9 protein-coding genes are annotated in these 11,771 nt (G+C 55.0%); 6 read left to right on the top strand and 3 right to left on the bottom strand.

Features of this window, described 5'->3' with window-relative positions; translation table 11 throughout:
• Positions 1–27: 27 nt before the first annotated feature.
• Positions 28–615 (bottom strand): Holliday junction branch migration protein RuvA, encoded by a 588-nt coding sequence (gene ruvA, locus D3A97_RS11170; protein WP_119078597.1) that lies wholly within the window; start codon positions 613–615, stop codon positions 28–30.
• A gap of 92 nt (positions 616–707) precedes the next feature.
• Between ruvA and D3A97_RS11165 the strand changes: the two genes are divergently transcribed.
• The 6 genes from D3A97_RS11165 to D3A97_RS11140 all read left to right on the top strand — a co-directional run bounded on the left by D3A97_RS11165 (position 708) and on the right by D3A97_RS11140 (position 10,470).
• Positions 708–1,718: a beta-ketoacyl-ACP synthase III gene (locus tag D3A97_RS11165; RefSeq protein WP_119078596.1), complete on the top strand. Its 1,011-nt coding sequence runs from the start codon at positions 708–710 to the stop codon at positions 1,716–1,718.
• 282 nt (positions 1,719–2,000) lie between these two features.
• Positions 2,001–2,591 (top strand): RNA polymerase sigma factor, encoded by a 591-nt coding sequence (locus D3A97_RS11160; RefSeq protein WP_119078595.1) that lies wholly within the window; start codon positions 2,001–2,003, stop codon positions 2,589–2,591.
• Between the two features lie 83 nt (positions 2,592–2,674).
• Entirely contained in the window at positions 2,675–3,829 is a 1,155-nt protein-coding gene (locus tag D3A97_RS11155; protein WP_119078594.1) for a FecR family protein, read from the top strand.
• A 243-nt stretch (positions 3,830–4,072) separates the two neighbouring features.
• Positions 4,073–7,372, top strand: coding sequence for a TonB-dependent receptor (locus D3A97_RS11150; protein ID WP_157986482.1), 3,300 nt, complete (start codon positions 4,073–4,075; stop codon positions 7,370–7,372).
• A 24-nt stretch (positions 7,373–7,396) separates the two neighbouring features.
• Positions 7,397–8,905, top strand: a complete 1,509-nt coding sequence (locus tag D3A97_RS11145; RefSeq protein WP_119078592.1) for a RagB/SusD family nutrient uptake outer membrane protein — start codon at positions 7,397–7,399, stop codon at positions 8,903–8,905.
• Between the two features lie 17 nt (positions 8,906–8,922).
• Positions 8,923–10,470, top strand: coding sequence for a sulfatase family protein (locus tag D3A97_RS11140; protein ID WP_119079532.1), 1,548 nt, complete (start codon positions 8,923–8,925; stop codon positions 10,468–10,470).
• A 67-nt stretch (positions 10,471–10,537) separates the two neighbouring features.
• Here the strand turns inward: D3A97_RS11140 and D3A97_RS11135 are convergent, their stop codons facing one another.
• Positions 10,538–11,233 (bottom strand): NUDIX hydrolase, encoded by a 696-nt coding sequence (locus tag D3A97_RS11135; protein WP_119078591.1) that lies wholly within the window; start codon positions 11,231–11,233, stop codon positions 10,538–10,540.
• A 15-nt stretch (positions 11,234–11,248) separates the two neighbouring features.
• Positions 11,249–11,743 carry a DinB family protein gene (locus D3A97_RS11130; protein ID WP_119078590.1) on the bottom strand — a complete coding sequence of 165 codons (495 nt, stop codon included), beginning with the start codon at positions 11,741–11,743 and terminating at the stop codon, positions 11,249–11,251.
• Positions 11,744–11,771: the final 28 nt, after the last annotated feature.

The following is an 11,771-nucleotide window of genomic DNA, read 5'->3' as shown; positions in this document are numbered from 1 at the left end:
GTTTTATAAGAGGTCAAGGATTTAAAATTATAAATTTTTGAGGGATTTCTTTATAAGTATCTCCAATTCATTTAATTGCGGCTCGGCTTTCAGTACCCTCTGTACCGCCTGCTCCGCCATATTACGGGCTATTCCCAAGGTGACTAAAGCATTTAACGCGTCATCCTGTATTGTATTGTGACTGGGCGAAGATAAATATGTTATTTCTTCTTTATGCTTCTTCATCTTGTCTTTCAGCTCCAGGATCAGGCGCTTGGCGGTTTTAGCGCCTATTCCCTTCACGCCTTCCAGCATTTTTTCGTTTTCCATCACAATGGCCCGCTGAATGTCTTCCGGGTGGAGGGAGCTGAGCATCATGCGGGCGGTAGAGGCCCCTATGCCTGAAACGCTGATCAGTTGCAGGAACATGCTGCGCTCGGCATCCTCAAAAAAGCCGTACATGGTGTGGGCATCCTCCTTGATATGTACGTAAGTAAGCAGCTTACAGGTTTCCAGGTGCTGGATCTGGGACCAGGTGTGTAGACTGATCTGTACTTCATACCCCACCCCGTTCACGTCAAGGTGTACCAGGGCGGGCGATTTATAGGCTAATTTGCCGTTCAGATAAGCGATCATATGCAAGAATAAGAGGCCAAATTTAAATCATAAATATAATTATTCGTTTATGTCGTATTTTTACGCCCATTTTAATAACTTATCCTAACAATATGAGCAAAATAACGGCCGCTATTACAGCGGTGGGTGGGTATGTTCCCGACTATGTACTGACGAACCAGGAATTGGAGAAACTCGTTGACACAACAGACGAATGGATCACCACCAGAACGGGCATCAAGGAAAGAAGGATACTGAAGGGCGAAGGGAAAGGCACTTCCGAGCTGTGCGTACCTGTAGCACAGGAGATCTTACGGAAAAGAGGCATCTCCGCCGAAGAAATTGACCTGCTGATAGTGGCCACCGTTACGCCAGACATGGTGTTTCCGGCTACTGCCAACGTGGTTACGGATAAGATAGGCGCTAAAAATGCCTTCGGGTTTGACATTGGCGCCGCCTGCTCCGGCTTTTTATATGCGCTGGACACTGGCGCCAGGTTCATTGAAAGCGGCCGTTACAAGAAAGTAATGATCATAGGCGCGGACAAAATGAGCTCCATCATTGACTATTCAGACAGGGCCACCTGCATCATTTTTGGCGACGGCGCCGGCGGGGTGCTGCTGGAACCCAATACCGAAGGGCTGGGCCTGGTGGACAGCATCTTGAAAAGCGACGGCCACGGCCGGGAATTTCTCAATATGAAGGCCGGCGGCTCCAACCGCCCCGCTTCTGCGGAAACAGTGGCCAACCGCGAGCACTACGTGTTCCAGGAGGGAAAGACCGTGTTCAAGTACGCAGTGGCCAACATGTCTGAAGCGGCCCGCAACATTATGGACCGCAACCACCTCACCGCCGAAGATATTGCCTGGCTGGTACCCCACCAGGCCAACCTCCGCATCATCAGCGCCACGGCAGACTATATGGGCGTACCGGAAGAAAAGATCATGATCAACATCCAGCGCTACGGCAACACTACCGCCGGCACTATTCCCCTCTGCCTGTGGGACTGGGAAAGCAAGCTGAAGAAGGGAGACAACCTGATACTGGCCGCCTTTGGCGGCGGCTTTACCTGGGGCGCCTGCTATGTGAAGTGGGCGTATGACGGGAGCAACCACAAGAACTGACAACACCGGATGATAGTAGAAGGGCTGGCCGCAAGGTCAGCCCTTCCTTTTTTATGTTATAATAACATAAGAACGGCACAAAAAAGAAGGCTATTAGAAAATCATTATTTTAATTACTTTAGTAAAAGCAATTGCATCAACCAATAACATTCTGATACAAAAATGACTGCAACAGCCGCCAATAAAGGGATTGCGGTTATCAAAACAAAAAGGCCCATTGCCACTGTTCGGGCCGCTGATGCCTGTTAAACAATTTCCGGTATAATACTATTTTGACAATTCATGAGTGTTTTTTCATCTTTGGAAGACAAGGTTTTATTTGAGCACATCAGGAAAGATAATGTGTCTGCCTTCAGGGAACTGTATGACCGGTACTGGAACAAACTGTTTTTTGTCTGCCATAAGCGCCTGCCGTCAGCCGCCATTTGTGAAGAAATAGTGCAAGACGTGTTCATCGTTTTATGGAAAAAAAGACATGCCCTGGAAATAGACCACCCTTCCCGCTACCTGGCCACCATGGCCCGGCACGCCGTATACCACCATCTTGCCCGGGAAAACCGCCAGGAAGAGGCCAGGCACCGCTACCTGCATAAAGGCCCCAGCACGGCAGCCGGCCTGGAAGAGGCGGTGGACAATAAAATGATGATGGAGCTGGTGAAAAAGCTGGCTGACAACCTGCCGGAAAAATGCCGGCTGGTATTTGTATATAACAAAATAGAAGACAAACCGCTCTCCGAGGTGGCGGGCATGTTGAAAATATCTCCCAAAACGGCAGAGAACCATCTTACAAGAGCGCTGAAAAACATCCGGCTCAACCTGGCCCGGCTCTTCTGTTCCTTCCCTGGCCTGCTCCTTTTCCTCATTCTCCGGTAAACCGCATTGCCTGAAAAAAATATGCCCGGTTAGGGGGTATTGTTGCGGCAGGCACTCTATATACTAATGTAACGGCTAGATGTATGAACAAAGCACAGCTTGCGGAACTTGCCCGCAAATATTTGGCGGGTACTGCTTCTGACGAAGAAAAGGCATGGCTGCATGCCTGGTACGATGCCGCCGGCAATGAAGAAACGGAGGAGGTAGGGCTGGAGCGGCCTGATACGGCGGAAGGGTTCAGAAGCCGTATGCTGCAGGCGGTGGAGCAGGCCATGGCGGAAGAGCGGCCACGTAAAGGAAAAAACTGGTACCGCCTGGCGGCCGCGGCCGCCCTGCTATGCCTGGTATGGGCGGGGTACTGGCTTATGCGGAACGGTATGGGCAACAAAGCGGCGCCACCCTATCCCCCCATGGCGCAGGCGCCCGCAAAGCCCGGCAGTGGCGGCGTGCGGCTGGTGCTGGCGGATGGCAGCCAGGTAGCGCTTGACAGCGCCGGCAACGGCAACCTGGCCAGCCAGGGCAGCACAAACATCATCCAACAGTCCGGCACCCTCATATACAAGGCCGGCAAAGCGCCTGCCGCAGCGGCCACCATCCCCCTCAATCATTTAGTTGTTCCGAAAGGGAACCAGTACAGGATCGTACTGCCTGACGGCTCCATAGTGTGGCTGAACTCGGCCAGCACATTGACTTTCCCGGCGGCTTTTTCAAACAGCGAGCGGCGCGTGGAACTGCTGGGTGAAGCGTTCTTCGAAGTAAAGGCCAACGCCCGCGCCCCGTTTTATGTGAAGTTGAACGGCATGGAAGTACAGGTACTCGGTACCAGCTTCAATGTAACGGCCTATGAAGATGCCGGCAGCATCAACACCACCCTGGTGAACGGCGCGGTACGCGTAACAACGGGCAGTGCGGCAAAGCTGTTGCGCCAGGGAGAGCAGGCCAGGGTTGGCAGGGGAAAGGGCCAGATTGAGGTAGTGCAGGCAGACACGGCCATGGTACTGGCCTGGAAAAACAACGTATTCCTTTTCAAGACCAGCAGCATACAGGAGGTGATGCAGCAACTGGCGCGCTGGTATGATGTGCAGGTAGTGTATGACAACGACGTGTCTTCACTCCAGTTCACCGGCGAGATCAGCCGCGGAGAAGCGCTGGAAACCGTGCTGAAAAAACTCTCGCTCACCGGCGCGGCGGGCTTCAGCATACAAAACGGCAACGTACATGTATTCCGGAAACAATAAATCGATTGATCACCCTAAAAACGGCAAACGTATGAAAACATAACAGCGTATGAAAAACTGATACATTGTTCAAAATAAAAGCCAGGAACATTTGCGGTGCGCCTGGCTGAATTGGGCAATGCTGGTAAAACTGAGGTAACAATTTTATTGACAGACACCCAACAATTCAAATTTATGCAAATAAATGGATCGGGGCAAACGTATGCCCTGGCAGTTCGCCTATTCCCAAAAATTCTTCTGTTTATGAAGCTGCATATCTTACTGCTGGTTTTCTGCATGAAGGCAACTGCAAGCGTCAATGCACAATACATTAGCATGAGCAAAAAGGGAATGACGCTGGAAGCTTTTTTTGCCGAGGTCAAAAAGCAGACCGGCTACACCTGCCTGTATAATAACCAGATGACGAAAGACATTGGCAGGATAGATGCTTTCTTTGACAGGCAGCCGCTCCAACAGGCGCTGGCCGAAGTATTCCGTACGCTTCCCTTGTCTTTTGTGATAGATGGAAAAACCATCATCCTGTCCCGGAAAAACATACCGCCTCCCCCCGCCGCGCCGGAACAGGTGACCGCGGCGGTTACGGGCGTTGTAAAAGACGCCGCCAGCAACAGCCCGCTGCAGCTGGTAACAGTACAGGTCAAAGGCAGGCAGCAGGGCACGGTGACCGATGAGAACGGGCGGTTCCGGCTGGCAGATGTAGAACCGGGGGCCACCCTGGTTTTCAGCAGGGTGGGTTATGAACGGCTGGAGGCAAAAGCAGACCCGGGAAAAGAAATGACCATTGCCCTGCAACCCGCGGCATCGGGCCTGAATGAAGTAGTGGTGGTGGGCTACGGCACGCAGAAAAAAACAGACCTTACCGGGGCAGTGGCCAACGTAGGGGAAAAAGTACTGCAAAGCCGGCCCGTGGCCAATTTGCAGGATGCCCTGCAGGGCCGCGCGCCTGGTGTTCAGGTGCGGCAGACCGGCGGCGACCTGAACGGCCGCTTCGCTATTTCCATCAGGGGCATCGGCTCCGTAACCGGCAGCAACGACCCGCTGATCATCGTAGATGACGTACCCCTCTACAGCGGCGGCCTTTCTACCATCAACCCCAAAGACATTGTGGCCATAGACATCCTGAAAGACGCGTCCGCCACCGCTATTTACGGGGCCAGGGCGGCCAACGGCGTGCTGATCGTCACCACCCGCCGGGGCAAGGCGGGCAAAACGCAATTCACTTTCAGCACAGATGCGGGCATGGAACAGATAGCCCGCCGGTACGAAGTGCTGTCTTCCGAACAGCAGCGCCAGCTATTCCTGCAAGCCTTCAAAAACTCCAACCGCAACACCGCGGCTTTTGAAAACCCGAACGATCCTGTCTGGAAAATAAATACAGACTGGCAGGAGCTGGGTACCAGGGCGGCCTTCAGGCAGAACTACAACCTGAGCATGAACGGCGGCTCCGAGAACAACCGCTTTGCCATATCCGCCGGGTATCTCGGCCGGGAAGGCATCATCCGTAACTCCGACCTGAAATCCTATTTTTTCCGGGGCAATAACGACCTCACCATCCGGGACCGGCTCAGGCTTTCGGCCAACCTTTCCGGCACGCACCAGCGCGAGCATGTGGTCAACAATGACAGTTTTCATGGCGGCGCGTACCGCGGGCTGATATCCAGCCACCGTTACCTGCTGCCCTATGATGAGGCCGGCAACCTGACCGCCATTGCCACTACTGCCGATCCATATTTCGGGGAAAACAGCAACCCGCTGATCAACCTGCTGACGCCGGTCAACGAACGCAACACCACCCGCCTGCTGGGCAACATCAAAGCCTCGCTCACACTGGCAAAAGGCCTTGTTATGACGGGCAACGTTGGTACAGACCTGGTTTACAGCAACACCTACAACTTCCTGCCCTATTACAAGATCGGCATCTTCACCCGCGCCATCGGGAGCGTAACGGAAGCCTCCCGGCGGGATGTGAACTGGGTATCCGACCTTACGCTGCAATACGACAAACTGTTCGGCCAACACAAACTGACAGCGCTGGCCGGTGTTTCCGCACAGCAGTTCAACACACGTTCTTCCACCGTTACCGGTACCGGCACGGTAGATAACTCGCTCAACCAGCTGGCCAATCAGACCAATTTCACGGCAGGTGGCGGCAATGTGAGCGCGGGGCTGGCCTCTTCCTTTCTGCGGGTCAACTATGGTTTTGATGACCGTTATTTGCTGACCGCCACCGTGCGGCGAGACGGGTCTTCCAAATTCAGCGAAGAGAGGCAATACGGCATCTTCCCCTCTGTTTCCGCGGCCTGGCGGCTCACGGGCGAGGAGTTCCTGAAACATTCCACCGTTATCAACGAACTGAAGCTCCGCTCCAGCTACGGCCTCACAGGCAACCAGAACATCGGGGATTTTGCTTTTATCACACGCGCAGGCGCCGCGCCCTATGTATTTGGCAACGCCGTTGTAGTGGGCAACGCCCCGCAGAACATCGGCAACGCCATGCTGCAATGGGAATCCGCCAGGCAGTTTGACGCGGGTTTCGACCTCGTGCTGCTGAACGGGCGGCTGGCACTCACGGCGGACTATTACAGCAAACGCTCTGAAGACCTGCTCATCAGGCTGCCCATCCCCTTTACCGCCGGCGTGCCGGAAAACCCCACGGTGAACCTGGGCGCGGTAAAGAACTCCGGCGTGGAAATGGACCTCCATGCGGGCATTGTGCAGCGGCGGTTCCGGTGGAACGCAGACCTCAACATGTCTTTCAACAGGAACAAGGCATTGAACATCGGCACCAACTCCATCGGAGACCCGTTGCGGATACCGGGAGACAATATTGCGCTGGCCAACGAGCCGTCTAACATGACGGTGGCGGGCCGGGAAATAGGCAGCTTTTACATGTTGCAGTACATGGGCGTATGGCAGCCGGGCGAAGAGGCCGAAGCGGCCAAATGGTCTGGCGCCGTACCGGGAGATCCCCGCTATGCGGACCTGAACAACAACGGCATTCTTGATGATGGAGATAAGACCTTTGTGGGCATCCCCCAGCCCAAGGTATCAGGCGGTTTCAACAATACCTTCAGCTACGGCAGCTTCTCCCTGTCCGTATTCATGAACTTTGCCACAGGCAACAAGCTGTATAATTCCATCCGCAACCTGAACGCCCGCTCTGTTCCGTTCAACCAGCAACTGGCGGAAGTAGCCAATTTCTGGACGCCGGAAAATACCAGTACAGACATTCCCAGGCCTTCTCAGGGCGGCAATACCACCTACCTGGCCACCCGCGTGTCTACCCGCTTCCTGGAAGATGCGGACTTTATCCGCCTGAAAAACGTCAGCCTCTCCTACGAGCTGCCGGCCGCCACCGTAAAACGGCTGGGCGTCAACGCCGCCAGGGTTACCCTGTCAGGCACCAACCTTGCCACCCTCACCGGTTATTCGGGGCTTGACCCCGAAGCCTCCAGCGGCGCCAACCTGCTGACGGGCGGCATAGATCACACGCCTTACCCCATGACGCGGCAATACACACTGTCTGCACAGATCACATTTTGACTGACGAACTTAAAAAACACGAGCATGCAATACTTCAAATATACCGGTACCATCTTCCTGTTATGCGGGTTCCTGCTGCTGGGGTGCAAGAAGATACTTTCGCCCGTTCCGCAGGGGCAGATACCGCTTGACCAGCTCCTCACCACGCAGGCAGGCGCCACTACCGTGCTGAACGGCGTGTATGCGCCCCTGATGGCATTGTACCAGGGGCCCATGCAGCGCCTCACAGACCTGGCCAGTGACGATGGCTGGGCCTGGCGCAATGAACTGGAGCCGGACATTTATGTGGTGGAACAAGGCTTCAGCCACTCGCAAACCGTATGGGTACAGCACTACCGCGGTGTTACCAGGGCGTCCAAACTGCTGGCCAATCTGCAGCACGTTACCGATTTTTCCAGCAACACCGTGCGCGATGCCATGGAAGGACAGGCCAAGTTCCTGCGCGCATTTTATTATTTCAACCTGGTGAGGCTGTTTGGCGGCGTGCCGCTGATACTGGACGAGGTCAAAGACCGCAAGGACGCGGAGCTGCCAAGGGCAGACATCGGGAAAGTGTATGACCAGATCAAAACAGACCTGCGCGAAGCGGCCCAGCTGCTGCCCGCCACCTATTCCGGCGGCAACGGCCAGGAAGCGGGCAGGCCTACCAGTTATGCGGCCAGGGCCTTGCTGGCCATGGTACACCTGGAGCTGCGAGAATGGGGCGATGCCGCCCGGGAAGCGGCCGAAGTAATTGGAAAGGGCGCCGTGGCAGACAACTATGCGGCCAATTTTAACGGCTCCGCGGAAAACGGCGCAGGCGCATTATTTGAAGTGCAGTACGGCGGCGTGGCCGGGGAAACCACCAGCAGCATCAGTACGTTCTTTGCGCCGAGAGAAACGCCCAGTGGCAGCGCCATTATTCTGCCTACAGACAATTTGCTGAACGGCAAAGGCGGCGGCCCCTCTTCCGGCAACGGCATTGTACAGGCCATTCAGGCGGAAGACCGGCGCAGGAGCGTTATCATGGCCGGTTACGGGCTGCCCAATTTCATTGACGCATCGCGCCCGGCGGGCAGCCTGCAATACGTTAACAAATACTTCAACGAAAAAGACCCGGCCGGCATGAGCACCTGGAACTTTCCGCTGATACGTTATGCGGAAGTATTGCTTGTACGCGCGGAAGCCTTGAATGAAGACGGTTTTGTGCCTGACGGCGAGGCCTTCAACCTGCTGAATGCCAGCCGCCTGAAAGCCGGCCTGCCAGCGCTCACCGCCGCCACCGTTGCCGATCAGGCCGCTTTCAGGGCCGCCGTTGCGCAGGAGCGCCGCGTGGAACTGAGCTTTGAATGCAAACGGTATTTTGACCTGAACCGCCGGGGACTGCTCAAGGCAGCCATTCAGCCGCAGCTCGATTACCTGCAGTTGCAGTTCCCTGACCAGAAGACCATTGCGCACCCGGTTACCGGTAACAATTATTACCTCTACCCGCTGCCGGCTACCGAATTTATTAACAACGCCAACCTGGGCAGTCAGAACCCGGGGTACTTTTAAACAAAACGATGATTGATATGCGAAAAACTGTTTTTGGGCCGGGCGGCTGGCTCCCGTGCATCCTGCTGCTGGGCGCCGTTTCCATAGCGGCCTGCGGCCAGGCGCCGGGCGGAAAAACCGCACAGGCCACACCCAATATCGTGTTCATCCTGGCTGATGATATGGGATATGGTGATGTTCACTGCTTTAACCCCAACGGCAAAATAGCTACCCCCCATATGGACAAGCTGGCCGAACAGGGCATGAAATTCACCAACGCCCACAGCAGCTCCGCCGTTTGCACGCCCTCCCGTTACAGCGTGCTTACCGGCCGCTATGCCTGGCGTACCCGCCTGCAGAAAGGCGTGCTCTATGGTTACTCCCCGCCGCTGATAGACAGCAACCGCCTTACCGTGGCCGCCATGCTCAGGGAAAAAGGATATTTCACCGCCGCCATCGGCAAATGGCACCTGGGGCTGGACTGGCAGCTGAAAGGCCAGGCTGACTCGCTGGCAAAAACAGGCTGGGAAATAGATTACAGCCAGCCGATACAACATGGCCCGCTCAGCCTCGGGTTCGATTATTTTTTTGGCATCAGCGCGTCTCTTGACATGCCGCCTTATGTGTTCATAGAGAACGATAAGGCTACCGCCATTCCCGCGGTGTCAAAAAAATGGGTACGCGAAGGGCCCGCCGCCGCTGATTTTGAAGCGGAAAACGTACTGCCCGTTATTACCGGCAAAGCCAAACAGGTAATGGCGTCCCGGGCATCGGGGGAGCAGCCGTTCTTCCTGTATTTTGCACTGCCCTCCCCACATACGCCCATTGTGCCAGACAGTACCTTCAAAGGCAAAAGCGGGGTTACGGATTACGGCGACTATATGATGGAAACAGACTGGGCGGTGGGGCAGGTCATGCAGGCCCTTGACTCATTGGGCATTGCAGACAACACACTGGTAATTGTTACCAGCGATAACGGGTTTGCGCCCTACGTATTGAAACAGTTTGATGTGGAAGCCCTGGGGCACCAGCCCAGCTATACGTTCCGGGGGTATAAGGCAGACATTTGGGAAGGCGGGCACCGCGTGCCGTTCATTGCCCGGTGGCCGGCGCAGGTAAAGGCGGGCACCGCCAGTGACAACGTGATATCTCTCACGGATTTTATGGCCACCTGTGCCGACATTACCGCGTCAGCGCTGCCAGACAATGCTGCGGAAGACAGTTACAGCATACTCCGCTACCTGAAAGGCAGCGCAGGAAAGCAACCGCGTGAGGCTATTGTATTCCATTCCATAGACGGCAATTTTTCCATACAGGAAGGAAACTGGAAACTGATACTGGGAGCAGGTTCCGGTGGATGGGCCGCGCCGAAGAACAAAGACGCGCTGCTGGCCGGATTGCCGGCGGTGCAATTGTATGACATGGAAAAAGATGCCGCTGAAAAGGTCAATGAAGAAGCGGCACATCCGGAAATTGTTCAACGGCTCACGGCGTTGCTGGAAAAATACATTGCCGAAGGGAGGAGCACGGATGGCGCCAACCGGCGGAATGACGTGGAAGTGGATATCTGGAAGCGGAAGTCCTAACGAAGCCGGCAGGCATACAATGGCAATGGCGCCCGTTTGGGCGCCATTGTTTTTTTACAGGATGACGTTATATCTCAAACACAAAACCCTTATCCGCCAGGGCCGCGTATTTCTTTTTGTCGAAACGGTACAGGTTCGCTCCTTTTTTGGACGTGCTTTTGTCTTTCTCGTCCAGCTTTTCCAGGATGTCCATAGCCAGTATCTTTTTCCTGAAATTCCGCTTGTCAAGCGGGCGCTGGTAAATTTCTTCGTACAGGTTCCTCAGTTGCGGCAGGCTGAACTTTTCCGGCAGCAGCTCAAACCCGATGGGGTGAAAGCGCGCCTTGTCTCGCAGCCGCGCCAGGGCGTCTGCCAGCATCTGGCTATGGTCAAAGATCAGCTCCGGTATCTGGTGCAGAGACAGCCAGTGGGCGCCGTACTTATCGGCCAGCATGCGGTCATGCTCGCTGACACGTATCAATGCATAATAGGCCACGGAAATGACCCGCGCGCCGGTATCCCTGCCCGCGTCTCCGTAACACTGCAACTGGCCCATGTAAATATCCTGTATGCCGGTGGTTTGCTGCAATACGCGCGTGGCCGCGTTGTTGGTGCTTTCGCCTTCCTGCACAAAACCGCCCACCAGAGACCAGGCGCCCTCCATAGGGTCTACTTTCCTTTTGATGATCAGGAGCTTCAGCTTCCCGTCCTCAAACCCGAATATGATACAATCTACTGCTACCAGGTGCCTGGGAACGTTTACGTAAAAAGATGGAAGACTCATAGATACAAACTTAACTTATTTCTTGCTGCGGGTGAACTCAATAAAGTCCGTAGCCGGTATTTTGCTCACACCAGACTGGCGCAGCATGGTTACCAGCTGCCCGCGGTGGAAGGTGGAATGATTGAACACGGTGAGAATGGCATGCTGCACGGCAGACTTGCAGATGCCCTTTACCGGGTGATGGTATTCAATGGTATGGGCCAGCCGGGCGTCTGAAGCGGTGGCAATAAAATCCCGGAGCATGGCGCTCTGCCGGCCGAACTGCTGCGCAAACTCCTGCCAGGTGCCGGTAAAACCCACCGTAGGCCGTACTACCGGCGTAGCCAGCTGCAAACGCTGGTACCAGATGCTCTCTACATCCCAGATGTGATAGATGGTGCTGCGCAAGGTGGGGAAACCGCTGCCCAGGTCCCTGTCCAACCGCTCTTCTCCCAGCCCTCCCAGCAGATGCAGCAGCCGCTGGTTAGCCCACATGTTGTACGTTGCCAACTGCAACAGGAGATCCTTCATCTAATTATGTCTTATTTTTACAAGGAAA

Origin of the sequence: Chitinophaga alhagiae, assembly GCF_003568665.1 — a bacterium.
Classification (GTDB): Bacteria; Bacteroidota; Bacteroidia; order Chitinophagales; family Chitinophagaceae; genus Chitinophaga; species Chitinophaga alhagiae.
Note: the sequence above shows the minus strand (reverse complement) of the source record. Positions and strands in the feature narration are given on the sequence as shown.

Excerpts from the sequence above, each read along its gene's own strand:
- ruvA (WP_119078597.1), bottom strand. The coding sequence starts at position 615 with ATGATCGCTTATCTGAACGGCAAATTAGCCTATAAATCGCCCGCCCTG.
- D3A97_RS11165 (WP_119078596.1), top strand. The coding sequence starts at position 708 with ATGAGCAAAATAACGGCCGCTATTACAGCGGTGGGTGGGTATGTTCCC.
- D3A97_RS11160 (WP_119078595.1), top strand. The coding sequence starts at position 2,001 with ATGAGTGTTTTTTCATCTTTGGAAGACAAGGTTTTATTTGAGCACATC.
- D3A97_RS11155 (WP_119078594.1), top strand. The coding sequence starts at position 2,675 with ATGAACAAAGCACAGCTTGCGGAACTTGCCCGCAAATATTTGGCGGGT.
- D3A97_RS11150 (WP_157986482.1), top strand. The coding sequence starts at position 4,073 with ATGAAGCTGCATATCTTACTGCTGGTTTTCTGCATGAAGGCAACTGCA.
- D3A97_RS11145 (WP_119078592.1), top strand. The coding sequence starts at position 7,397 with ATGCAATACTTCAAATATACCGGTACCATCTTCCTGTTATGCGGGTTC.
- D3A97_RS11140 (WP_119079532.1), top strand. The coding sequence starts at position 8,923 with ATGCGAAAAACTGTTTTTGGGCCGGGCGGCTGGCTCCCGTGCATCCTG.
- D3A97_RS11135 (WP_119078591.1), bottom strand. The coding sequence starts at position 11,233 with ATGAGTCTTCCATCTTTTTACGTAAACGTTCCCAGGCACCTGGTAGCA.
- D3A97_RS11130 (WP_119078590.1), bottom strand. The coding sequence starts at position 11,743 with ATGAAGGATCTCCTGTTGCAGTTGGCAACGTACAACATGTGGGCTAAC.